20 protein-coding genes are annotated in these 24,831 nt (G+C 60.8%); 9 read left to right on the top strand and 11 right to left on the bottom strand.

Annotated elements, in window-relative coordinates; genetic code table 11:
• Positions 1 to 54 precede the first annotated feature (54 nt).
• The 6 genes from HX790_RS22490 to HX790_RS22465 form a co-directional block, all read right to left on the bottom strand.
• On the bottom strand, positions 55 to 2,346 hold the full coding sequence (locus HX790_RS22490) for an ATP-binding protein (RefSeq protein WP_176992172.1): 2,292 nt from the start codon (positions 2,344 to 2,346) through the stop codon (positions 55 to 57).
• Positions 2,346 to 4,712 (bottom strand): ATP-binding protein, encoded by a 2,367-nt coding sequence (locus HX790_RS22485; protein ID WP_369683592.1) that lies wholly within the window; start codon positions 4,710 to 4,712, stop codon positions 2,346 to 2,348. The genes HX790_RS22490 and HX790_RS22485 overlap by 1 nt, the downstream gene beginning before the upstream one ends.
• 20 nt (positions 4,713 to 4,732) lie before the next feature.
• Positions 4,733 to 5,398, bottom strand: a complete 666-nt coding sequence (locus tag HX790_RS22480) for a response regulator transcription factor (RefSeq protein WP_017138859.1) — start codon at positions 5,396 to 5,398, stop codon at positions 4,733 to 4,735.
• A 134-nt stretch (positions 5,399 to 5,532) separates the two neighbouring features.
• The gene (locus HX790_RS22475) at positions 5,533 to 6,198 is read right to left on the bottom strand and encodes a response regulator transcription factor (RefSeq protein WP_170037525.1); all 666 of its coding nucleotides are present in this window, start codon (positions 6,196 to 6,198) and stop codon (positions 5,533 to 5,535) included.
• A 234-nt stretch (positions 6,199 to 6,432) separates the two neighbouring features.
• Positions 6,433 to 7,770, bottom strand: coding sequence for an EAL domain-containing protein (locus tag HX790_RS22470; RefSeq protein ID WP_017138861.1), 1,338 nt, complete (start codon positions 7,768 to 7,770; stop codon positions 6,433 to 6,435).
• Between the two features lie 90 nt (positions 7,771 to 7,860).
• Entirely contained in the window at positions 7,861 to 9,579 is a 1,719-nt protein-coding gene (locus HX790_RS22465; RefSeq protein ID WP_176992170.1) for a hydrogenase maturation protein, read from the bottom strand.
• A 211-nt stretch (positions 9,580 to 9,790) separates the two neighbouring features.
• Here HX790_RS22465 and HX790_RS22460 point away from each other — a divergent pair, with 211 nt between their 5' ends.
• The 3 genes from HX790_RS22460 to HX790_RS22450 are packed head-to-tail and all read left to right on the top strand — an operon-like array spanning position 9,791 to position 11,365.
• Positions 9,791 to 10,405, top strand: coding sequence for a 2OG-Fe(II) oxygenase (locus HX790_RS22460; protein ID WP_170037530.1), 615 nt, complete (start codon positions 9,791 to 9,793; stop codon positions 10,403 to 10,405).
• The gene (locus tag HX790_RS22455) at positions 10,398 to 10,667 is read left to right on the top strand and encodes a metal-binding protein (RefSeq protein ID WP_171045891.1); all 270 of its coding nucleotides are present in this window, start codon (positions 10,398 to 10,400) and stop codon (positions 10,665 to 10,667) included. Before HX790_RS22460 ends, HX790_RS22455 begins: the two co-directional genes overlap by 8 nt.
• Positions 10,664 to 11,365 carry a 2OG-Fe(II) oxygenase gene (locus HX790_RS22450; RefSeq protein WP_176992169.1) on the top strand — a complete coding sequence of 234 codons (702 nt, stop codon included), beginning with the start codon at positions 10,664 to 10,666 and terminating at the stop codon, positions 11,363 to 11,365. Before HX790_RS22455 ends, HX790_RS22450 begins: the two co-directional genes overlap by 4 nt.
• A gap of 6 nt (positions 11,366 to 11,371) precedes the next feature.
• On the opposite strand, the gene HX790_RS22445 is transcribed toward HX790_RS22450, so the two are convergent.
• Entirely contained in the window at positions 11,372 to 12,241 is an 870-nt protein-coding gene (locus HX790_RS22445) for a S9 family peptidase (protein WP_099549699.1), read from the bottom strand.
• Between the two features lie 227 nt (positions 12,242 to 12,468).
• On the opposite strand from HX790_RS22445, the gene HX790_RS22440 reads away from it, so the two are divergent.
• A complete protein-coding gene (locus HX790_RS22440; protein ID WP_017138867.1) occupies positions 12,469 to 13,074 on the top strand; it encodes a cysteine hydrolase family protein in 606 nt (201 codons plus the stop codon).
• A 48-nt stretch (positions 13,075 to 13,122) separates the two neighbouring features.
• On the opposite strand, the gene HX790_RS22435 is transcribed toward HX790_RS22440, so the two are convergent.
• The 3 genes from HX790_RS22435 to HX790_RS22425 form a co-directional block, all read right to left on the bottom strand.
• Positions 13,123 to 13,515, bottom strand: a complete 393-nt coding sequence (locus tag HX790_RS22435) for a tautomerase family protein (protein ID WP_017138868.1) — start codon at positions 13,513 to 13,515, stop codon at positions 13,123 to 13,125.
• A 185-nt stretch (positions 13,516 to 13,700) separates the two neighbouring features.
• Positions 13,701 to 15,767: a maltose alpha-D-glucosyltransferase gene (treS, locus tag HX790_RS22430; protein ID WP_169986175.1), complete on the bottom strand. Its 2,067-nt coding sequence runs from the start codon at positions 15,765 to 15,767 to the stop codon at positions 13,701 to 13,703.
• 72 nt (positions 15,768 to 15,839) lie between these two features.
• Positions 15,840 to 16,598: an AraC family transcriptional regulator gene (locus HX790_RS22425; protein WP_176992168.1), complete on the bottom strand. Its 759-nt coding sequence runs from the start codon at positions 16,596 to 16,598 to the stop codon at positions 15,840 to 15,842.
• A gap of 321 nt (positions 16,599 to 16,919) precedes the next feature.
• Here HX790_RS22425 and HX790_RS22420 point away from each other — a divergent pair, with 321 nt between their 5' ends.
• Genes HX790_RS22420 through HX790_RS22400 form a run of 5 tightly spaced genes read left to right on the top strand, consistent with a single transcriptional unit; the run spans position 16,920 to position 23,361 of the window.
• Positions 16,920 to 18,545: an APC family permease gene (locus HX790_RS22420; RefSeq protein WP_017138871.1), complete on the top strand. Its 1,626-nt coding sequence runs from the start codon at positions 16,920 to 16,922 to the stop codon at positions 18,543 to 18,545.
• 11 nt (positions 18,546 to 18,556) lie between these two features.
• Complete coding sequence (locus HX790_RS22415; protein WP_017138872.1) at positions 18,557 to 19,483, top strand: 4-hydroxyproline epimerase; 927 nt, start codon at positions 18,557 to 18,559, stop codon at positions 19,481 to 19,483.
• A gap of 38 nt (positions 19,484 to 19,521) precedes the next feature.
• Entirely contained in the window at positions 19,522 to 20,469 is a 948-nt protein-coding gene (locus HX790_RS22410; protein ID WP_169986179.1) for a dihydrodipicolinate synthase family protein, read from the top strand.
• A 60-nt stretch (positions 20,470 to 20,529) separates the two neighbouring features.
• Positions 20,530 to 22,101 (top strand): aldehyde dehydrogenase (NADP(+)), encoded by a 1,572-nt coding sequence (locus HX790_RS22405; RefSeq protein WP_176992167.1) that lies wholly within the window; start codon positions 20,530 to 20,532, stop codon positions 22,099 to 22,101.
• Between the two features lie 3 nt (positions 22,102 to 22,104).
• Positions 22,105 to 23,361, top strand: coding sequence for an FAD-binding oxidoreductase (locus tag HX790_RS22400; protein WP_176992166.1), 1,257 nt, complete (start codon positions 22,105 to 22,107; stop codon positions 23,359 to 23,361).
• 173 nt (positions 23,362 to 23,534) lie between these two features.
• Here HX790_RS22400 and HX790_RS22395 read toward each other — a convergent pair whose 3' ends face one another.
• Positions 23,535 to 24,518, bottom strand: a complete 984-nt coding sequence (locus HX790_RS22395) for a GlxA family transcriptional regulator (RefSeq protein WP_050547755.1) — start codon at positions 24,516 to 24,518, stop codon at positions 23,535 to 23,537.
• Positions 24,519 to 24,831 lie beyond the last annotated feature (313 nt).

Raw genomic sequence — 24,831 nt, 5'->3', positions numbered from 1 at the left:
AATAGGAGTGCTCCTAAAAACAACGCCGTCACCCCAACAATTCAAGGGCAACACTCAAGCGCTTAATGCTGCCCACTGTTCAACCATACGGCTGAGATGACCGGCAATAACGACAGTTGGCCAGGCTGTTTTATCCTGCAAGGCCGCATCGATCAGGTCCGCCGTGGTCGCGATGTCTATCCACCCCGCCACTAGCGCGGCAGCCTGCAGGTTATGCGCGGCGAGCAACGCCAGGCTGCGATCACGCAGGGCTGCCGCCTCAAGCAAGCCGCCTAGCTGTTTGCGCAGTATTTCAGGCCCGGAGGTACTCGGCGCCGATGGGGGTTGCAGCAGGTTGACCTCGCACCACAGTTCAATGGTTTCGCGTAGAAGGCCCTCGCCAATGGGTTTGCTCAGCGCGCCATCCATACCCGCTTCAAAGCAGCATTCCAGCATGTCATTGCCGGTGAGCTGTGAGACCGCGATGATCGGGCAGTGTGTACGCTGTCGCTGGCTCTGCACCTGCCTGAATTCACCGGCCAGTTTATAGCCAGCGCCTGCTGGCAGGTCGCAGTCAATAAGTATCAAATCAACCTGGTGTGCATTGAAAAACCTTAAACCCTGGTTGGCATCGTCCATTGGTAAGGGATGGCAACCTAACGCGCGCAGCTGCGTCACCAGCCCTTGCTGGTCGACATTGGTGCCCCCCACCACCAACACCATCAAGCCCACAGGTTCGTCGGGCGAAGGCATCACCTGCACGGGTGAATCAAGCGGCGCAGCCCATTCAACCGGCAATCTCACACCCACGCGGGTGCCTTTGCCCTGGAGGCTGCTGAGCGTCAACTCGCCCCCCATCAACTGCACTAACCGCTGGCAGATCACCAACCCCAGCCCGTTACTGCCACTGGCACGCGCGGATGAGCTCAGCAATGAGGCGTGTGCCTGGTCGGACAACCCGATCCCATTGTCGATGACCTCAATCATCAGGTGGTGATCGCCCTCAAGCACCTGAAGCCGAATCTCTACATGGCCCCTGTCGGAGAACTTGATGGCATTGACGATCAGATTGCGCAAGACCTGCGCCACGCGCAGTTCATCCAGCAATAACGGGGCGTGCAGGTGCTCACCCGTTACCGTCAGTTCAAGGCCTTTTGCCTCGGCAGACGCGCGCTGGCTGTCCACCACGCGCTGGACCAGCACACCCAGGTCCACGGCTTCCACATTCAGCGTCAATTGCCCGGCCTCCATCCTGGAGATATCCAGCACATCGTCCACCAACCGCAACAGGGTATTGGCGCCGTTGTTCGCAAGGGCCGCAAAGTGATGTTGCTGTTCGTCAAGTGCGGTGTGCTCCAGCAACTCAACAGCGGCCAGTATTGCGTTCATGGGCGAACGGACTTCGTGGCTCATAACCGCCAGGAACATCGCCTTCTCCCGTTCGTTATGGATGGCGCGCCGGCGTTGCACGCGGCTTTGCCACACCAGCGTGATGAGTATCAGCACGCTGCTGAGCAGCAACCACAACTCACTTTTGTAGTGATCAAGGATGGCCTTGATGGGCGGGATATCGAGGTTCATGTCCGCGAACCAGGCATCGTAGATCGCCTGGCGCTCATCGCCCGAAATGGACCCCAGTACCTTCTGCAGAATCGATAGCAAAATCACGTCGTTGTCGCGCACCGCCATGCTTACCCCAGTACGCTGCTCGGGCACCACACCGGAAACCTGCAGCACGCCCTGGTACTGGCGAGACAGATACGGGATCAGCAACCACTCCGAAGCAATGGCGGCGTCCGCATCGCCGTCCTTGACCATTGCCATCATGTCGATCGCGTTCTGGGCCGAAATGATCGTGATGCCCGGCGCCCGCTCACGCAAAAACGCCGAATAGCCTTCACGCCCCAGCATCACCAGGCGTTTGCCGGCGAGCTGGCCCAGTTCGGCAAACGGCTGATCGTCAAAACGGCTGATAAGGATGGTCGAGCTGGTGTTGTAAGGCGCGGTATAGAGGACGCCGCGATCTTCAGCAGGGTCGTCCGACCGGCGCCGGGTGGACAAGATATCCACCTCGCCACTGAGCAGCATGTCTTTGCGCGCACTGCGTGAGGTAGTCGGCACAGACTTGAAACGCAGCCCCGTACGCCGTGCGATCAAGTCCAGGTACTTGGCCGACAGCCCTCGCAGTTCGCCACCGCTGATGTACTCAAAGGGCAACAGGTTATCGAACACCCCCACACGCAATACCGGGTGGGCTGCAATCCAATCGAGTTCCTGTGGTGTCAACGCCAACGCCGGCGCGTTGGCTTGCGCAACACACAGACCAATCTGGCCCATCAGCGCCAACACCGCCAACAAGCGCCACATCAAGGCAGCATCCGGTGCGAACGAGTGGCAGGCAGTGCATCAACCTGCCGATCGCCGCCCAGGTCACGCCATTGCTGGAGCAGCAACCGCAAAGCCTGTGCATATGCCGGGTCATCCCATCCCGACTGCGCGCGCAGCAGGTTCTGCAGGTTTTCGGCAGCCTGACCCATCGCCGACCATTCCATGATCAGCGCTGCGCCGTGCAAACGGTGGGTCACGTGCAGAGCGGATGATCGATCACACAGCGCAAGCGCTTTGGTCAGTCTGCCCAGGTCAGCGGCCACTTCGCGATTGATCCCGGCCTGGTCCAGCACAGGGGCCATCAGGTTTAACCGAGGGTCTGCCAGTGTGACGTCGCACCAACGCTCAATCACCCCGCGCAATGGCTCCAGGCGAATAGGCTTGCTCAACACCGCGTCCATTCCCGCCGCCAGGCAGCGCTGAAGATGTTGCTCACCGGTCAAGGCAGAGATGGCAATGATCGGGCAACGCAGTCGGCCCACCTGCTGTTCGAATCCGCGCAGTTCGCGGGTCAGGCTGTAGCCATCCTGGTCCGGCAGGTCACAGTCCATCAGGACCAGGTCGTAACGGGTGTGCACAAACAAGGCGCGGGCTTGGGCGGCATCGCCGGCTATCACCGGCAGGCTGCCGAAGCTTTTGATTTGCGCGCCCAACACCTGCTGGTTCGCCCGGGTGTCCTCCACCACAAGGATCTGCAATGCTTTGCCAGCGTTTGCCGTTAATGGCGCCTCTGCCGGTTGCGATGCAAGGGGTTGCGGGGCGTTTATCACGGGCAAGCAGATCGTCACCGTGGTGCCCGCGCCCGGCGCGCTCTTGAGCGTCAACGTCCCGTGCATCAAGTTGACCAACTGCTGGCAGATCACCAGCCCCAAGCCTGAGCCGCCCGCGCGTTTGTATGACTGGCTATGCTGCGCGTAGGGTCGAAACAACGAAGCCTGCACCGCCGCCGAAATGCCGATGCCGGTGTCGCGGACCTCGATCTGCAAGCGGCCGTTGCTCGCGTCCAGGCCAACCTGGCGCACGTCGATATCAATACTGCCCGCATCGGTAAACTTGATCGCATTCGAGAGCAGGTTATGCAGGATTTGCGTCAGGCGCGCACTGTCGAGCATCAACAGGGGCAACGCCTCTTGGATATGCGCATTGAGCTCCAGGCGTTTTTCCCTGGCCCGCAGGCGATGCAGCCCGACGACTGCCTGCACCAACGCTGTCACATCGGTCGACTCGACCTTCAGGCGTTTCGGCTTGACCTGCGACCCGGAGGTTTCAAGCACATCGTCCAGCAAACGCAGCATCGCGTCGGCACCACTATTGGCCAGCTGGGCAAAGTGGCGTTGTTGCTGATTGAGCCGTGTGTGCCCCAGTAACTCCATCGCCGCCAGCACTGCGTTCATGGGCGAACGTATTTGATGGTTCATGACCGCCAGGAACATGGATTTTTCTTGTTCATTGCGCAACGCCCGCCGGCGCAACCGATGACCGCGATAGACCAGCGCGCAAAGGCTGGCGAATGCCAACGCACCGAGGATGAACACATGCGCATAATGATTGACGATGTTTGACAGGGACGGCACGTCCACTTCCAGGTCGTGATACCAATTCTCATAGATATCATTGCGCTGCTCCGCCGTTATGGAGCCCAGTACCTTTTCAAGTATGGAACGCAACATGAGGTCATCAGCGCGCACGGCCATGCTCACATCCAGCATCTGGCTGCCGACCACGCCGGAAACTTCCAGCACGCCCTGGAATTGTCGATACAGGTAAGGCATTAAAAAGGTTTCCGAGGCCACTACCGCATCGGCCTTGCCCTCCTTCACCATGGTCAGCATCTGCAGGGCCGAGGTGCTTCTGATCAGATGGGACTTGGTCGCCTTGTCCCGGAATATCGTCTCGTAATATTCCACATCGGGAATCATCACGTTTTTGCCCTGTAGTTGTTCAAGGTCGAAGACACCCGGGCTGTCGACGCGCGTGACGATGATGGGCGAGGTGGTGTGGTAAACCAGCGCAACAATGCCCTTGGTTGCAGGCTCAGAGCGAAAGCGCAAGTATGAGGACAGCAGGTCCACCTGCCCTGCCAGCAGCATGTTTTCGCGTGCGGCCATTGTATTTCCGGGCACGTAGCTGAAACGAAGGCCCGTAGCGGCCGTCACGAACTGCAAATACTGCATGGACCGCCCGCGCAGTTCTCCACCGTTCATGTACTCGAACGGAATCAAGCCCTCCACCACCCCGACGCGCAACACCGGCTGCAGTGCTATCCACTGCAGTTGCTCGTCGCTCAGCGCGACGGCAGCCGCACAGACGAGCGGCGAGCCCAGCACAATCAGCGCCAATAGCACTGCCCTCCACAACCCGATTGTCATGGCGTGCCGATGAGTTTATTCAGCTTGAACAGCTCGTTGTTCGAGGTGACCCCAAGCTTGCGAAACGCTGCGGTTTTCTGGGTGCTGATGGTTTTGATGCTGCGGTTGAATTTCTCGGCAATCTCACTCACCGTCATGCCCGCCAGGTAACAGCGAATGACTTCCTGCTCACGGCTGGTCAACTCCGCCTGGACCAACGCGTCAGGCGCATCGCCACGGCCTTGGCCAGTATCGCTGGTCACCGTCTCCGCCAGGCGGTAGGTCATGTCGGTACTCAGGTACACCGCACCCGCCGCCACCTTGCGGATGGCCTTGACCAACTGCGCCATTTCTTCACCCTTGCCGACAAAGCCACGGGCACCGACACGCATGGCCAGGCTGACCGTCGCCGGGTCGTGATGCGTGGACAAAACAAGGATATGACAGCTGGGAAATTTGACCCGCAAGGCGCGGATCAGTGAGACCCCGTCCAGCTCGTCAGGGTTCAGGGAGAAGTCCAGCAGCAGCAGGTCTGCTGGCGCCGAGGCGAGGCCGGCGATCAGGTCGCGGCTGCGCGCATAAATGCCAACCACTTCAAAGTTCGCCTCGGCCGCCAACGTGGCGGCTAGCCCGTGTCGAACAACTGCATGATCATCCAGCAAAGCAATACGTATTGGTTTCATCGTGATCGACCCACTCGGCACAACGCTGTCGGAATACTGGGATACCCCACCGCTACAACGTTCAACCCGTCTTTGAGTATATGCAAGGATCGGTAAATCACACCCCGCTCGTTGCTGGGTGTCGGAAACCAGGATCAAATACCATCAATAATGTGTTTGATCCTGAACAACTCATTGTTCGATACCACGCCCAACTTGCGAAACGCCGAGGCTTTTTGTGAGCTGATGGTCTTGATGCTGCGATTGAATTTTTCGGCGATATCGGTAATGGTCATACCCGTCAAGTAACACCGAATCACGTCCTGTTCACGCGCGGAAAGGCTGACAAAACGCAAGGCTTCATCGCGGTTCTGTTCGTCACCGATATGGTTCACCGCCGTCGCTTCGGCTACCCGGTAGGCCATGTCCGGACTCAGGTAGACCTCCCCGGATGCCACCAACCGAACCGCACTGATCAACTGGTTGATATCTTCACCCTTGCCAAGAAACCCGCGCGCGCCGACACGCAGGGCCAGGATCACGGTGGCGGCATCGTGATGCGTGGAGAACATCAGAATGCGGCATTGCGGGTACTTCACTCGCAACGCACGAATCAACAAGATGCCGTCCAGTTCACTGGGCCCGAGCACGAAATCCAGCAACAGCACATCGGCGGGCAGCAACGCGAGCCCAGCCATCGCTTCACGGCTGCGGGCGTAGACACCCACCACTTCAAAATCAGGTTCCTGCTGCAATCGATTGATTAACCCGTGCCGCACGATTGCATGATCATCGAGCAAAGCAATTCTTAAGCATTTCATAACGTGGAAGGCACTCTTTATAACGAGCAAAAGGATGAGGCCTGCAACATTCTCATCTTTAGTAAGTTCTCGTCATCGCAGACGAACCTATAAAATCAACGGCATCCGTGATATTGAACAATCGCACATAACACACATAACAACAGCCAAACCAACTCAGCAACCGATAGTTCTTAAACAGTGAGCGGATGCGAAAGTTAATGCACGGGCACTCATTCGGGTATCAGATCACTCCTAAAAGCGCTCAGCACCCGCACTATTTTCCCGCTGAATAACAAAGTTCAAGAAATCGTCCATTTCCATTGGGCGAGCCAACGCGTAACCCTGCCCCACTCGGCAACCCAAACGATAGAGCAACGCAATCGTCGACTCGTCTTCGATGCCCTCAGCCACCAAATTCAAACTGAGCAGTCGCGCCCAATTGACAATACCGGCAATGACTTTGCGTGAAGACGAGTGCTGTTCAACCCCACGCACAAACGATCCGTCAATTTTCATCTCATCAAACGACAGGTTCGCCAACAGGTTCAACGTAGCAGCGCCCGTGCCGAAGTCGTCCATCGATACCTGGAACCCCTTGGCCCGAATCGCCGTCAACGAGGCGGATAGGTAGAGCTCATCCGGTTCGGGTACATCTTCAGTAAGCTCGATTTTCAGCAGCCGGTTCGGCAGGCCGGCCTGGCGCATCCGCGCGGCCAGGCGCTCGGAGAAATCGGGGGTGCAAATGGTTTTAGCCGACGCGTTTACAGCAATGGGAATCCCGATATGTTCGCGTTTGAGCGCGAGCATGGCCTTGATCGTCCACATCTCCACCAGGCTGAACAGCAGCAGGTCCAGGCCCAAGCGGTTGACCAAGGGCATCAATACCGAAGGGGGGATTTCCCCAAATCGTGGATGCTTCCAACGCACCAGCGCTTCGGCCCCCACGATACGCCGGCTCAGCAGCTCAAATTGCGGTTGGAACACAAAACGCAAGCCCTCGCCTGTGGTCAGCGCGTTGATCACCTCATCTTCGGCCAAGTCATCAAAAGTGTTCATATTCAGCCTTGCATCCGGCTGCGCGCGCGTCAGCACGACCGCGCGCAAGGCGTCGCCCAGCGCCAGGGTTGCGCCTTCGCGCAGGATTTGCACGGAGATCCCCGCCGTTCGCGCCAACCGCGCATGGGACTCCAGCGCACTGACCGCAACCCCGCCCATGTACTTGATCCAGAGCGGGCTTGCAGGCGTTTTACGGGTCACGTCGACCTCGCCCGCGGGCGCGTCCAAGGCCGTCTCTCCGGTCCAGAAGATGCAGGGCAACCGGGCCAGTGTGCCTGCTTCGTGCAGCCCCCTGAGCAGGCTCGGCAACATCAGCCCATCACCGCACTCTGGGCGAATTTCGCAGACAATGACGTCGATCGGGGACTCGCGCAGCCAAGCCTCAACGGCGCTCAAGGTGCCAATATTGGCAATCGGAGTTACCCCCATGCTGCTCAAGGCGAAGGCGAGCCGATGCGCACAGGCAGCATCGGATGCCAACGTGACGACACGTAGCGCGCTGAACTCGTTGGGCACGACGGCATTTTGGATCATGACAAAAATTTCCCGAGATTGTTTCAGGAAAAAAGCTTATCAGCGCCAAAACAGAAACAAATAGGACTGGGACTAAAACCGCAGTACCGCTCAGTCGACCAGTTCGCCCTTACGCGCCAACGCCCACGGCGCAATCAACCGTTGCGGCGTCTGGCAGGCTTTACGCTTGAACACAAAGTTGCGGCACTTCTCGGCAAACTGCTGGCGGTTGTGCACCATGTCCAGTTCCATCTGAGCCAACTCGTTTTGGCGGCAGCGATCCATTGGCTCAAGGTCGATAGTGGCTTTGCGCATGCGTTGCGCGGCGTATTTCTCATCGCTCAGCGCGCCTTGGGCCGCTTGCAGTAACCATGCACTGAACGCACTCGGGCAACGTGGCCCAATGTCCTGCACCATGCCCCACTGCTGTGCCTGAATGGCGCTGATCGGCAGGCACTCTTCAGTGAGCTTATGGGCAATTTCGCTGCCCACCGCGCGGGGCAGGCTGTAAGTCCAGTATTCGGAGCCATACAGCCCCATGCTCTTGTAATGCGGGTTGAGCACTACGCCGGCACGGGCGAAGACGATATCGGCCGCCAGGGCCAGCATCACACCGCCGGCGCCGGCACTACCGGTCAGGCCACTGACCACCAGTTGCCGGGCCGTCAGCAGCTCCTGGCACACATCATCGATCGCCTGGATATTCGCCCAAGCCTCCAGCCCTGGCACGGGTGCGGCCTGGATGACGTTGAGGTGTACGCCATTGGAAAAGCTGCCGCGCCCGCCTTTGATCAGCAGCACCTGGGTGTTCCGTGCCTTGGCCCAGCGCAGTGCAGCGACCAGCCGCTGGCATTGTTCAGTGCTCATGGCGCCGTTGTAGAACTCGAAGGTCAATTCGCCGACATCGCCGCATTCACGGTAGCGAATCGGTTGATAGGCCTGTTCATTGAAGGCTTGGTGGGCAATTGAGCTGTCCAGCACGGGCACACGCGCCAGGCGCCCGGCCAACACGTGACGGGCCGGCAACTTGAAGGTTTCCTCGCCTGGCTGGGCCTTGCGTTTAAGTGAGCCGACCCACACGCTCTGAGCGCCAGCCGCGACCAATACCGCATCATCCTGTACCGCAAGCATTTCACCCGGCAGGCCCCGGCGTGCATCCAGGTGCGCGTCGTACAAGTAATACTGCTCGCCTTGGATGCTGGCCAACACACCCGGCTGGCCGTCGGCGGCGTCGATGCTGCGTTTTATGAAGCGCGCGCAGTCGTGCCAGCTGAAAGCACGGTCTACCTGCTTCATGTTCGGCTGCAAGCGCCCCATAACGTTGGGCTGCGTGTAATCCAGTGGCGCAGGGAGCACACCACGGGTGAATTTTTCCACCACGTCGCGAATACAGGTGATCGCAGCATCACTCACCAGGCCGTTGTACAACTCGGCCTTTCGCACCTCGGCGGGCATGTCGAACTCACAGCTCGACCAGACCGGCCCTGCGTCCATCTCCTCCACCGCCTGCAATGCGGTGACGCCCCAGCGACGGGCCTGCTGGGTGATGGCCCAGTCCAGCGCGCTGGCGCCACGGTCACCGACAATGCCCGGATGAATGATCACCACCGGGCGGTCGAGGTTGCTCCACAACTGCTGCGGCACGCGGTCCTTGAGAAACGGGCAGATCACCAGGTCGGCGTCCGCCGCCTCGATTTGCCGGCACACCGTGGCTTCATCGGTGAACAGCACCACGCTGGGGTCAAACCCAGACTGGCGCAAATCCAGCCAGGCCCGTTGGGTCAAACCGTTGAATGCAGAGGACAACAAGATGATCTTCAGTGATCGCATGGCAGACTCTTCCTTGAGGTGCACGGCCACAGGCTCGCATTGAGCCGTCCCTGGCCTTTGATGGAAGCACAAGGTTAAAAGGCATGTCAGGCGGGGCACCTGACCGAGATCAATGTTCGGTCAGCCAGGGAGAATTGCGTCGCAAGAACCGGAGTTTCAGTGGGTTGGCGCCTGCCTACACTGGCGCAAATGCACAGTGACCGAGGCTTTCATGACTCCCCTTGCCGCCACCCTGGTACACCTGGATTGGCAAACCATCGGCCTGGAACTCGACCGCGAAGGTTTCGTCGTGCTGCCCGGCATGTTCGGGCTTGAGGTCCCAGGCTTGTTCACCCACCTACTGAACGGCTTTTATCCGCCATTGGCACAGCTTTCCAACCGGTGGAACGACATCCTGCAACTGCCCTACCGCTACCCTCCCCAACTCACCGACTTTCATGCGCAGTGCCGCGCCGTCGGCCAGCAGCAAGCACTGCCCCAACTGACATGCCTGCGCAAAGACGAGCACCAGGCGCTGGGGCAGGACGCCGAGGGCGAGCACGTATTCCCATTTCAGTTGGCCGGCGTGCTGTCTGCGCCCGGCGAGGATTTCACCGGCGGCGAATGTGTCCTTACCGAGCAACGCCCCAGAATGCAATCACGGCCGATGGTGGTGCCGTTGCAGCGCGGCGATCTGGCCGTGATCACCACGGCACACCGCCCGTTCAAGGGCAGCAAGGGTTACTACCGGGTGAATATGAAACACGCGATCAGCAGCGTCCGAAGCGGCGAACGGCGCGGTTTTTTGCTCAGTTTTCACTTATGCCCTGGGGCGGCGCATGACTGACGAGCGCATGTGGCGGGTATTGGGCAGCGATGGCCAAGCCTACTCAAGCGCCGAACCGGGCACATTGGCTGGTCATCGACGCGGTAAACGCTACGGCACGCTGGATTGCCGTGCGGCACTGCACGCCATCGCCCGTGGCTGCTATGTGCAGCACCGGGTGTTTTTCCTCAATCAATCCAGCGCCATCGCAGCGGGCTATCGCCCTTGCGCCGTGTGCATGCCGGCCGAGTATCGCCAATGGAAACTTCAGCAGCCTTTATGAACACTCACCTGGAAAATCTCGATTGGCCAATGATCGAAGCGGCCTTGATGAACGACGGCTTCGCCCTGCTGCCACGACTGTTGACTCGGCAAACTTGCCGGCAACTCGCGGCACTCTATGCTGATGAAAGTCACTTTCGCAGCCGCATCGTCATGCAGCGCTACGCCTTCGGGCGAGGTGAATACCAGTACTTTCGGTACCCGCTGCCGGCACTCGTCGACAGCCTGCGCTCGCATCTTTACGCGCGCCTCGCACCAGTCGCCAACCGCTGGCACGCGGCGCTGAAGATGAATCAACGATTCCCCGACACCCATGTGGAATTCAAAGCGCTATGTCACCAGGCCGGCCAATGCAGGCCCACGCCGCTGATGCTGCGCTATCGGCAAAATGACTACACCTGCCTGCATCAGGACTTGTATGGCGAGCAGGTGTTTCCGTTTCAGGCGGTGTTCCTGCTGGACCAGCCAGGCCTGGACTTCGAAGGGGGTGAGTTCGTGCTCACTCACACCGGCTCCAGCAAACCCGCACGGGCTGAGGTAGTGCCCCTTGAACAAGGCCAGGCACTGATCTTTGCCGTCAACAGCCGCCCGGCACGTTCCGCGCGTGGTTTTTGCACAGTCAGCGTGCGTCATGGGGTGAGCCGCCTGCATCGCGGAGAGCGCCACACGCTGGGCATCATCTTTCACGATGCCAAATGAATGCTGTCAACGGGTTAGCTTCACGCCCTTGATCCACTTAACCGCATCATCAACCGACTGGCCTGCACCGCCGGGCGAGACGTTGTGCCCCAACTCGGGATACAGCCGGTATTCAAAGGGTTTGCCCTGGGCTTTAAGCGCACCCAGCCGTTCGATGGCCATGAACGCCGGGGTTTGCAGGTCCTGGCCGCCCAGCAACCATAGCCCCGGCACCGAGATGCTGGCGAGTGCGGCGCGTGGGTCGGTAGCGGCAAAATCATAGCGGTCCGGGTCTTGCGCGATATGTTGGCGGGCATCGGCCTCGCTGTGGGTATGCCAGAAATCTGCCTTGCCCTGGGTCAGAAACTGGAACCGTAGCTGCTCAAGTGTCGTCAGCAGTGGGCCGCTGAATAGCACCATGAAGTTGATGCTCCGATTACGCTCGGCGGCAAGGGGAATGATCCAGCCCGCCTGGCTGAAACCCACCAGCCCAACGGGCACTGGGTTGGCCGCAAGCGTGGTGGATAACACCACGAGCGCCGCATTCGCATCACCCGCCAGCGCCGCCAGATTGGAAGCGTCGAGGTTATTGCCGCCGACTTCCGGGCCAGCGTACACACCGCCAGATTGCCCGACGCCACGTTTGTCGTAGGTCAACACCGCGATGCCACGTTGGGCCAGGGTTGTGGCAAAACTGCTCATACGCGGCACCTGGCCGGAACCGTGTACCAGCACCACGCCGGCTACTGGATGCTCGGGCAGGTAAACCGTGCCGGCCAGTGCAACATCAGCGTTGGCAAATGTAATGTCCCGCGTCACAAAAGTGGCGGGGGCAGCCAGGGCCAACCCAGGCGTCAACATGAAAAGGCCCAGCCAAAAGCCGATGTTTCGCAGCATGATTCAATCCGCACAAAGGTACGTCCGAGTACCGGTGCGCCACTGTGCCTGGGCAGCGTTACTGTCTTATGACTGGCGGCTTTTATGGGGGATACGCTGTGTCAGACACCTGGGTTTTGACTGACCCACCGCATTCGCGGGCAAGCCCGCTCCCACACGAAGAGTGCGGCCCTTGGATTTGGCGCCTATAACTGCTGTAGTGAAAAACCACCTGACGGAGCATCACTATGAACCCGACGAAAACCGCATTGGTCCTGATTGAATTCCAAAATGACTTCACCACTGCGGGTGGGGTGTTTCACGACGCGGTCAAAGGCGTCATGCACAGCACCGACATGCTGGCGAACACTGCAACCACCGTTGAGCAAGCCCGAAAACTCGGTGTGAAGATCATCCATATGCCGATTCAATTTGCCGACGGCTACCCCGAGCTGACGCACCGCTCCTACGGCATTCTCAAGGGCGTGGCAGACGGCAGCGCCTTCCGGGCCGGCAGCTGGGGCGCGGACATCAGCGAGGCACTGAGCCGTGAGCCGGCAGACATCCTCATAGAAGGCAAACGCGGCCTGGATGCGTTTGCCACCACCGGCCTGGACCTGGTGCTGCGCAACAACGGCATCCAGAACCTGGTCGTCGCAGGCTTTTTGACCAATTGCTGCGTTGAAGGCACGGTTCGTTCGGGCTATGAGAAAGGCTACGACGTGGTGACGTTGACCGACTGCACCGCGACCTTCAGTGATGAGCAACAACACGCCGCCGAGAACTTCACCTTGCCCATGTTCTCGCAAACGCTGAAACACACCCAGTTTCTACAAGCGTTGAACGCCCAATAAAAACGGCGGCGACTCATCACTGAGTCGCCGCCTTCTTGTAGGCCTGCCTCACTCGTCGGGCACGTACTGCATCTCTCCGTTGCCAAACGACCAATCCTCGCGTTTCACATCCACCAGGTTGATCCACACATCTTCTTTGCGCAGCCCGGTTTTGGCGTGGATGCCCTCAGCGATACATTTATAAAAAGCCTTTTTCACTGCGATGCTACGCCCGGCGCTCCAGGTCACCTGGATAAACACGATGTTCGGCGTGTAGGTAATCCCCAGATAACCCGCCGCCGGATACACCAACTCATCCTTGGCGTGACGATTGATGATCTGGAATTTGTCGTGCTCAGGCACATTGGCCACGCTGGTCATGGCGGCGTAGATCACGTCACCAATTGCAGCGGCGGTTTCAGTGGAGGTGTCGGCGGCCAGGTCGATTCGAACTAAAGGCATGGGAAATTCCTCGGCAGGTCAGTGGCCGGTGCTCGAAAGTGGCCATTGGCACTACGCTAGCCCGAACAACAAAATTCATCAAGCGCATATTAATTTATTTAATAATGCGTAAGTTGCATGTTATTCATTCTCCCGGCAAATGCATAATCAGCGCTGATCGACGAGTCGATCAGCGCCTTCGGCCCCTAAAGCATCGGCGACAGGCTGACCACCCGCAGCGCCAGCCCCTCATACGCGTCCAGCGTGATGGTGAACTCACCTTCAGCAGTGAGATCGCCCTCAACCCGCTCGTTGATAATGTCCACCACCGGCCCCGGCGCAATGTCGGGCAGGTGCAGGGTTTCGGTCAGCGCCGTACTGCCGAAGTTGAGCGCGGTGATTTGCGTGCCCTTCCCGGCCGGCAACTCGTGAACCATGATCAGCAAACCTGGATGTTCGACATCCGGCACCAGAATCTGGCGGCTGGCGGCGATTCCATAAGCGTTGCGCACGGCGAGAATTTTCTGCAGCTGGGACGCAAACGAGTCCGGGTCCTGCAACTGGCTGTTGAGGCTGCCGTACAAGGTTTGTGCGCGCGGCATCTGGCCGGCGGACAGCTCAGCATCCGGGTTCAAATCCACCAGGTCATAGGCGCCGCGATGAATCCAGCGCGTGTCGCCATCGCCCATCAAATGGGCAACCGCATCGGCCGCCAACGGCAACGCGCCGACCAGGTCCCAGCCAGACAGGGCAAACACCCCAGGCTGCATGGCGTTGTACATCACCAGCAGCACATGGATCCGGCGGATCTGCTCGATATCGGCCGGCGTGATCGCCTCCAGGTCACGGATGCCCAGGGCCGCCGTGATAATGCTGGCGGTGGTGCAGGAAACCCCATTGGTGACGAACTTGAGGTTATACGGCGCATGCTCGCCGGCCAGGCGCTCGTACATCTGCTCGCGAATATGCTCGCGCAGGCTGTTGCCGGGGAACGTCTGGCCTTGGTAGAGGTAACTGTCGTGGGCGTGCAGGGTCCAGAAATGCACCAGCTCCAGGGTCAGCTCATCGTGGTTTTGCAGCGCATGGATCAAAGAGCCTGGGTCAATGCCCTGGCTGTGCATCTCACGCAGCATCAGGCGCAGAAATTCGGTGTCGCCCAGCAGTAACGCATGCTGATACGCCGGGCGCGTGATGAAGTCATAGGACAGGTCGGCGCCGCCGTGGGACATGGCGGCAATATCGTCGACAGTGAGGTTCAACTCCTGAAAGCTGAACCCGCCCGCCTTGCGAATCGCCCCGCCCAGCAACTGGTTGCCGGTGATCGACAACGGGTGGCTTTCCGACCAGGCAGTGCCGTCCAGCTTGCGTTCCACGCCGAGGAAGCCGTTGGCGTCCAGGCGCAGGATCTTGGCGCCCATCACATCAATGGCATGCAGGGCGTCGCCGATGATCATCTGCTGCGCGGCAAACGAAGGGTCGAGCCAGTTCAGCGACGGCTGGCCTTCCTTGAAGTAATGCAGGTACACCCAGCGGCGCGGCTTGTCATCCACACCGATGACCACCGGGGTTGCACTCCAGTCAGTTTCCTTGACGCCGGGTTCGAAGAAGATCACCCGCTGCAACTGGCCAACGATGTAATGCTTGTCGCGCAGCGCATCCACCTGCGCGGGGCTGAGGTTTTGCGCATCCCGCCCCTCGGCAACGTCGGGCAGCAAGGGCCAGTCTTCCTCGCGGATCTCGACCATGTGGTAGAGCCCCGGATAGTCCTCATACGCCATCTCTGCCAGGCGGAAGTCCGCGCCCTTGCCCGTGTGGGAGGGGATCACATCGTCGATGATCACCGCGTTGTGCGCGGCGGCCATGCGCGTCAGGGCCTGCAACTGCGCTTCGGTGCCCAGCTGTGGGTCAATCTCGAAGCTGATGCGGTCGAAATTGCCATCGATGGTCGGCGTATGCCGTGTGCCGTCGAGCCCGCCGGACTTTTTCAGCGGGCCGTTGTGAATGCCCTGGATGCCGATCTTCGACAACGCCTGCCACAGGCTTTCATCGCCCAGGGCTTCGAGCACCGTGCCGTTCTCACGGGTCACAATCGAGGCCGGATAAGCGGTGAACCATACCGACGACAACGCTGAGGCATCACGCGGCCGGGTCTGCGCATACGGCTGCTGCCACAAACGCCCTTGCCCGCTGTACAGCCTTGCCCGCTGACGCGCCGCATTGAGCATGGATTGTTGCACCAGCCAGTTCACATGATCGTTATCCGCCGCCGTCATAAGCCTGTTTCCTATTGCCGTGAAAAGGTGATTGGTAAGCATAGGAGCGGCGGAGGCCTTGATTCGTTGCATTTACTCCAATTGCCGGTACTGCCTGGGCGTAAACCCGGTCAATGCCTTGAACTGGCGGGTAAATGCGCTGTGGTCGGTGTAGCCGCATTGCAGCGCCACCTCGGTGATCGGCAGGTCGGTGTGCAACAGCCGGTGCGCATGCTCCAGGCGCACCTTCTGGATCATCTGCCGGGGTGTGAGGTTGAATACACGTTTGCAGTAGCGCTCCAGTTGCGCCACGGAAATCCCGGCAATGCGGGTCAGCTCGCCGAGGGTGACACGGCGGTTGAAATGTTGGCGAATGTGCTCATCCACGGCGGCCAGGCGCTGGTAGGCCGGATGCTTTTCGCTGGCCGATTGCAGGTCCACCGAAATACCCGCCAGGCCGATGATCGCGCCCTTGTCGTTGTACAGCGGCCATTTGTGCGTCAGGCACCAGCCCGGTTCGCGGCTGCCATACAGGTGCAGCTCAAGCTGGTCTTCGAGCACAAAACCCTGCTCCAGCACGCGCCGGTCTTGCTCGGTGTAGCCCGGCCCCAATTGTGCGGGGAACACTTCGGCGCTGGTCTTACCCAGCAGCGGCTGCAGCTGTTTGAGGCCGCAGCGTTGCACCAGGGTGTGGTTGGCGAGGACGTAGCGGGCGTCGATATCCTTGATGAAAATCGCCGCGTTGGGGATTACGTCGAGCAAGGGCAGCAACTGCGCGACCCCCGCCAATAGTTGCTCGATGCTGTTGGGGCGGTTGGCCTGTAGAAAGCTCGCAAATGCACTGGGCAGCATGGCCTGCACTCCATTTTTTTTAAGCAGATTGCCCTATGCCAGCCTGAGTATCCACACAAGGTTGTGGCAGCCTTGGAGGCCACACTCGATCAAAAATGTGGGAGCTGGCTTGCCTGCGATGCAGACGCCTCGGTCATTCAGGCAAACCGAGGTGATGCAATCGCAGGCAAGCCAGCTCCCACAAAAAAGCCTGGATCGGCGGATACAAACTGTGCCGAATTCGTCATTCACATCAACGCAAAACATCAATCGCAGCGCCCTTGATCGGTTCAGGATATCGCCACTGCATGCCTATCCAATAACTCACAAGAAGGCGCCGCCATGTCTGCTCAAGGCAAGTTCAAGAAACAACTTTCACTGATGGACCTGACCTTTATCGGGTTAGGCGCCATCTTCGGTTCGGGCTGGTTGTTTGCGGCCAGCCACGTGTCCGCCATCGCCGGCCCGGCGGGGATTATTTCCTGGCTGATCGGCGGTTTCGCCGTGCTGCTGCTGGGCATTGTGTACTGCGAACTCGGCGCCGCCCTGCCCCGCGCCGGTGGCGTGGTGCGTTACCCGGTGTATTCCCATGGCCCGCTGCTGGGCTACCTGATGGGCTTTATCACGCTGATCGCGTTCTCCAGCCTGGTGGCGATCGAAGTGGTCGCCTCGCGCCAATACGCCGCGGCCTGGTTTCCCGAGCTGACCAAGGTCGGTTCCAGCGACCCGACCACCCTGGGCTGGTTGGTGCAATTTGCACTGCTGTGCCTGTTCTTTGTGCTCAATTACCGCAGTGTGAAGACCTTCGCCATCGCCAATAACCTGGTCAGCGTATTCAAGTTCATCGTGCCGCTGCTGGTGATTGGTGTGCTGTTCACCTTCTTCAAACCGGCGAATTTCCAGACCCAGGGTTTTGCCCCGTTTGGCCTGTCGGGCATCGAGATGGCGGTGTCGGCCGGCGGAGTGATTTTTGCCTACCTGGGCCTCACGCCGATCATCTCGGTGGCCAGTGAAGTAAAGAACCCGCAACGCACGATTCCGATTGCCTTGATCCTCTCCGTGCTGCTGTCGACTGCCATCTATGTGCTGCTGCAAACCGCCTTCCTCGGTGGCGTGCCGACCGAGATGCTGGCCGATGGCTGGGCGGGTATCAGCAAGCAACTGGCGCTGCCTTATCGTGATATTGCCCTGGCGTTGGGCGTGGGTTGGCTGGCCTACCTGGTGGTGGCCGATGCGGTGATCTCACCCAGCGGCTGCGGCAATATCTACATGAATGCCACGCCGCGTGTGGTGTACGGCTGGGCGCAGACCGGCACGTTTTTCAAGATCTTTACGCGCATTGATGAGAAGTCCGGCATCCCGCGCCCGGCGCTGTGGTTGACCTTTGGTTTGTCGGTGTTCTGGACCCTGCCGTTTCCGTCCTGGGAAGCACTGATCAATGTGGTGTCGGCGGCGCTGATCTTAAGCTACGCCGTGGCCCCGGTGACCGTCGCGGCGCTGCGCCGCAATGCGCCCGGCATGGCCCGGCCGTTCCGGGTCAAGGGCATGGCGGTGCTCGGCCCGCTGTCGTTCATCATCGCCGCGCTGATCGTTTACTGGTCCGGCTGGAGCACCGTGTCGTGGCTGCTTGGCCTGCAAATCCTGATGTTTGTGGTGTACCTGCTGTGCGCACGCTGGGTGCCGACCGCGCACCTGAATCTCAAGCAACAAGTGCGCTCGTCGGCCTGGCTGATCGGCTTCTACGCGGTGACTATCCTGCTGTCCAAGCTCGGCAGTTTCGGCGGCATCGGCGCGATCAGCCACCCGTTTGACACGCTGGTCGTCGCCCTCTGCGCCCTGGGCATCTACTACTGGGGCGCCGCCACCGGCGTGCCCGCGCACCTGGTGCGCCTGGAACACGAAGACGACGAAAGCGAAGCGGTCAGCGACGCGCATTACAGCGCGCCACTGTCGCCAGCCACTCACTGATGGAGCCTGTTATGAAGCGCCTGCATGTTATCGACTCCCACACCGGCGGCGAACCGACGCGCCTGGTCATGGACGGCTTCCCTGCGCTCGCCGGCGCTACCATCGCCGACCAGTTGCACACCTTGCGCAGCGAACACGATCAATGGCGCCGCGCCTGCCTGCTGGAGCCACGTGGCAATGACGTGCTGGTCGGCGCGCTGTACTGCGCGCCGGTCACGCCAGGCGCCACCTGCGGGGTGATCTTTTTCAACAATGCCGGTTATCTGGGCATGTGTGGCCACGGCACCATCGGCCTGGTCGCCTCCTTGCACCACTTGGGCCGCATAACGCCCGGCGTGCACACCATCGACACGCCGGTCGGCCCGGTAGCCGCCACCTTGCACGACGACGGCGCGGTGACCTTGCGCAACGTACCCGCCTACCGTCATCAGCGGCAGGTGCCGGTGGACGTGCCGGGCTATGGCGTGGTGCATGGCGATGTTGCCTGGGGCGGCAACTGGTTTTTCCTGGTGTCGCAGCACGGCCACAGGCTGGCGATGGACAACGTCGACACCCTCACCGACTACACCTGGGCGATGCTCAAGGCCCTGGAAACCCAAGGCATCCACGGTGCCGACGGCGCACTGATCGACCATATCGAACTGTTCGCCGACGACGCCCACGCCGACAGCCGCAACTTCGTCATGTGCCCCGGCAAAGCCTACGACCGCTCGCCGTGCGGCACCGGCACCAGCGCCAAACTCGCGTGCCTGGCGGCTGACGACAAACTCGCCCCCGGCGCCACCTGGGTGCAAGCCAGCATCACCGGCAGCCAATTCGAAGGCCGTTATGAATGGGATGGCGAGCGCATTCGCCCCTTCATCACCGGCCGCGCCTACATGACCGCCGACAGCACCTTGCTGATCGACGAACAGGACCCTTTTGCCTGGGGCATCTGAGCCCGGGCCTTATTTAACTGAACGCTGGAGTTAGAACAATGAGCGACAACATCTTCACCGGTTGCATCCCTGCACTGATGACCCCGTGCACGCCTGAACGCAAACCGGACTTCGACGCCCTGGTCGCCAAGGGCCGTGAACTGATCGATATCGGCATGAGCGCCGTGGTGTATTGCGGTTCCATGGGTGACTGGCCGCTGCTGACCGAAGCCGAACGCCAGGAAGGCGTGGCCCGTTTGGTTGCCGCTGGCGTGCCGACCATCGTCGGCACCGGCGCGGTCAACAGCCGTGAAGCGGTGGCCCACGCCGCCCACGCGGCCAAGGTCGGCGCCCATGGCTTGATGGTAATCCCGCGCGTGCTGTCCCGTGGCGCTTCGGCCACCGCGCAAAAGGCGCACTTCTCGGCGATCCTCAAGGCCGCGCCGAACCTGCCGGCAGTGATCTACAACAGCCCGTATTACGGCTTCGCCACCCGCGCCGAGCTGTTCTTTGAACTGCGCCGTGAACACCCCAACCTGATCGGCTTCAAGGAATTCGGCGGCGGCGCCGACCTGCGCTACGCGGCAGAGAACATCACCTCCCAGGACGATGCCGTGACCCTGATGGTCGGCGTCGACACCCAAGTGGTACACGGCTTCGTCAACTGCAACGCCACCGGCGCCATCACCGGTATTGGCAACGCACTGCCGCGCGAAGTGCTGCAACTGGTCGCCCTGAGCAAAAAAGCCGCCAAAGGCGACGCCAAGGCCCGGCGCCTGGCACGTGAGCTGGAAGCCGCGCTGGCCGTGCTGTCGTCCTTCGACGAGGGTTGCGACCTGGTGCTGTATTACAAGCATTTGATGGTGCTCAACGGCGACCAGGGCTACGCCCTGCACTTCAACGAAACCGACGCACTCAGCACCGCCCAACAGCGTTACGCCGAAAACCAGTACGCACTGTTCCGCCAGTGGTACGCCAATTGGTCGGCTGAACAGAACGTGGCCTGACACCCTCGCGCGCCGCTGTGGTTCTCACAGCGGCCAACCCTCATTTTTCAAGGACACCCCATGACTCTGACGGGCAAGATGCTGATCGGTCAGCACGCAGTCTGCGGCCATCGCGAAGCGATCCAGGCCATTAATCCCGCCACCGACCAGCCCCTGGCGCCCGCCTACCCAGGCGGCGCTGGCGAGCATGTCGAACAGGCCTGTGCCTTGGCTTGGGCGGCGTTTGACAGCTATCGCGACACCTCGCTGGCAGCACGCGCGGCCTTTCTTGAAACCATCGCCGACAACATTGAAGCCCTCGGCGATGAGTTGATCGAACGTGCCATGGCCGAAACCAGCCTGCCACGCCCGCGTATCCAGGGCGAACGCGGCCGCACCTGCGGGCAATTGCGCACATTTGCCCGCACGGTGCGCGCCGGTGAATGGCTGGACGTGCGCGTCGACACCGCGCAACCGGCGCGTCAGCCATTGCCACGTGCAGACCTGCGCCAGCGGCATATTGCGCTGGGGCCGGTGGCAGTGTTTGGTGCGAGCAATTTCCCCTTGGCGTTCTCAGTGGCGGGCGGCGACACCGCCTCTGCACTCGCCGCCGGTTGCCCGGTGATCGTCAAGGCCCATGGCGCGCATCCCGGCACCAGCGAACTGGTCGGCCGTGCGCTGGCCAAGGCCGTTAAAGACTGCGGTTTGCCCGACGGGGTGTTTTCGCTGCTGTATGGATCGGGTCGCGAAGTCGGCATCGCATTGGTCACCGACCCGCGTATCAAGGCCGTGGGGTTTACCGGCTCACGCAGCGGCGGTATCGCCCTGACCCAGGCGGCGCAAGCGCGGCCGGAGCCGATTCCGGTGTATGCGGAAATGAGTTCGATCAACCCGGTGTATCTGTTTCCTGCGGCGTTGCACGCGCGTGCAGAGGCGTTGGCCCAAGGTTTTGTCGCCTCGTTGACCCAAGGCGCCGGGCAGTTTTGCACCAACCCTGGCTTGGTGATTGCGGCCGCAGGCCCGGCACTCGAGCGCTTTGTCGCCACGGCGAGTGAGTTGCTCCCGGTGTGCGCCGCCCAGACCATGCTGACGCCAGGTATTTTCCAGGCCTATGAAGCGGGCGTCGGCAACTTGACTGAACACGCACAAATCGCCGCCAAAGGCATGGCGGCGCAAGGCCCGAATCAAGGCCAGGCACAGCTGTTTGTGACCCAGGCCAGCGCGTTTTTGCGCAATGAGCATCTGCAGGCGGAAGTCTTTGGCGCAGCCTCCTTGGTCGTGGTGTGTGCCAACGACGAAGAAGTGCGCCAGGTTTCCGAGCAGTTGGAAGGCCAGTTGACCGCCACACTGCACCTGGACGACGCGGACCTGGCACGCGCCCAAGCCCTGCTGCCGGTATTGGAGCGCAAGGCCGGGCGCATGCTGGTCAACGGCTGGCCGACCGGTGTGGAAGTGTGCGACGCCATGGTCCACGGCGGCCCGTTCCCGGCCACCAGCGACTCGCGCAGCACCTCGGTCGGCACCGCAGCGATCCTGCGTTTTCTGCGCCCGGTGTGTTACCAGGACTTCCCGGACAGCTTGCTGCCCGCTGCGCTGCAACACGCCAACCCGCTGCTGTTGCGACGCTTGCTCGACGGCCAGAGAGAGGCCTGAACGATGAGCGACAGCAACCGTGCTGATATCGCTGTGATCGGCGCCGGCATCATTGGCGTCGCCTGCGCCCTGCAATTGGCCCGTCAAGGCCAACGCGTGGTGGTCATCGACCCACAGGCGCCGGGCATGGGCGCGTCCTATGGCAACGCCGGGCATTTGGCCACCGAGCAAGTGTTCCCGATCGCCGACGTGTCGATCCTCAAGCGCCTGCCCGCCATGCTGATGGACCCTATGGGTCCGTTGCGCCTGGACTGGAAGTACCTGCCACGCGCCCTGCCCTGGTTCGTGCGCTTGTTGCTCAACCTGCGCCCGGCGAACTACCGGCGCACGGTGGCGGGCATTCGTGCGCTCAATGAGGCCAGCCTGGGCGCTTGGCAGCGTCTGCTGCAGGCCATTGAGCAGCCGCAACTGTTGCGCGCCGAGGGTTCGTTGCTGGTATTTGAGCGTGCCGCGTCCGGGGAAGCCATCGACGCATTGCGCCAACGCATGCAGCAGCAGAATGTGCCGGTGGATTTCTGGTCGGGCGAGGCAATACGCAAGGCCGCGCCGCAACTGAACGATGCGATCCAGGGCGGCCTGTTCTTCCCGGGCACCGGGCATTTTATTGATCCGTACAGCGTGGTGTGCGCACTGGTGAGCGCGGCCAAGGCTTGCGGTGTGCAGTTTGTGCAGCAACGCGTGCTCGATGGGCGCCTGGCGTCGGACGGCGTATCGCTGCTAACCGACCAAGGCAGCCTGACCGCCCGCCAGGTGCTGATCGCCTGCGGCGCCCATTCGGCCAAACTCACCGCTGCACTCACCGGCAAGCAGGTCCCGCTGGACACCGAGCGCGGCTATCACCTGATGCTGCCCCACGAACACCAACGCTTGCCCTTTGCCGTGACCTCGTTCGAGCGCAAATTTATCATGACCCCCATGAACGATGGCTTGCGCCTGGCCGGCACGGTCGAATTCGCAGGCCTGGAGCGCCCCGCCAATATGCAACGCGCCTGGCAACTGCAACGTTTGAGCCAGGGCTTGTTTCGCCAGGACTTGAGTACCCGGGACGCAACCCCATGGATGGGCTTTCGCCCGTCGCTGCCGGACTCGCTGCCGATCATTGATCGGGTGGCTGATGGCAAGGTACTGCTCGCGTTTGGGCATCAGCATTTGGGGTTGACGCAGGCGGCGGTGACGGCGGAGATGGTCGTGCAACTGGCCACGCCAGGTAAGCGCATGGCGCTGCCGGACCTGGCCCCTTACCGATTGGCGCGCTTTTAGGTCTTTGGCGTTTTTGTGGCGAGCAGGCTTGCCCTGCGTTGGGCTGCGCAGCAGCCCCATACCGTTACACCTGACTCACCGAGTCGTCTGAATGAGGGGCGGCTTCGCCACCCAACGCAGGGCAAGCCTGCTCGCCACAGTGACAATCACAGTGGCAGTGCTCGCCCTCAACGCTACTTGACCAAGCGCTTCTCTTTGGACGGCCGATAGCCGAAATACGCGCTGTAGCACTTACTGAAATGGCTCGGCGACACAAACCCGCACGCCACCAGCACATCCACCTGTGACAGTTCGGTGTGCTGCAACAAACGCCGCGCCTCGGTGACGCGTAACTCCATGTAATAGCGTTGCGGCGTAGTGCCCAGTTGCTCCTTGAACAGGCGTTCGAGCTGGCGCCGCGAACGGCCGGCGTAGACTGCCAATTGGTCCAGTTCCAAGGGTTCTTCGAGGTTGGCGTCCATCAGTTTCACCACTTCACGCAGTGGCGCGCTGACGCTGATGTTCTCTGTGGGTTTGATACGCCGGTAGCGTGACTCTTCAAACGCCAGGATGTCTTCGATACCTTCGACCAAGGCCTTGCCATGCAGGCTTTTGATCCAGTCCAGGGCCATATGGAACGCGCCCGATGGGCTGGAGGCGGTGAGGCGATCGCGGTCAATCACGTAGGGTTCGCTGGTGACCTGCGCAGCTTTGGACACTTCCGACAGCGCCGGGCGATGTTCCGGGTGGATCGCGCAGCGGTAACCCTGCAACAGCCCGGCGCGACCAAGGAACCAGGCGCCGTTCCATAGGCCGGCGAGGCTCACACCCTGTTCGGCGGCGCTGCGCAACAGCTGGATGAAATCCTCGCCGGCTTTGAGTTCGGTGCGAAAACCGCCGCAGATCACCAGCAAATCCAGGTCGGGCAATGCCGACGCTTGCAGGCGGGCATCCGGGCGGATCACCAGGCCCAGGTCGCTGATAACTTCGCCCTCGTCACACCCGAAGGTACGCGTGGCAAACAGCTCGGGGCGCAACAGGTTGGCGGTGATCAGGGTGTCGAGGGTCTGGGTGAATGCCGGCAGGGAAAAGTGTTCGAGCAGCAAAAAACCAACGCGGGTGACCGGCGACGGCTGCTGGAAGTTTTCATTCAGGTAGCGCAGGTTCTTGCCTTTCATGCCACCGCTGAACTGGCGTCTTTCCATCGAGGGTTGGCCCACTCTTTTTGTTTATGCAATGGGCGCTATCTTAGGGGCAAATGCGCCGGCTGTCGTGCCGCATTCCCACGAAAAATAATGACTATGCTGCGTGGCCGCCGCCACGATGGAGGACGCTTGCCTGTTGATAGTCAACACGACCTTTAAGCCTGATCTTTACAAAAGCAACCGCCTCCCAGGCCCGCAGCCTGGCAGCTGCGGGACCATCTGATACGGTTTTTTCTTTGCTATCTGCGTCTGTATCGAAACGCCAGTGAAGCGGACAATGGGCGCC

Source organism: Pseudomonas sp. IPO3747, assembly GCF_013385245.1.
GTDB classification, from domain to species: domain Bacteria; phylum Pseudomonadota; class Gammaproteobacteria; order Pseudomonadales; family Pseudomonadaceae; genus Aquipseudomonas; species Aquipseudomonas edaphica.
Note: the sequence above shows the minus strand (reverse complement) of the source record. Positions and strands in the feature narration are given on the sequence as shown.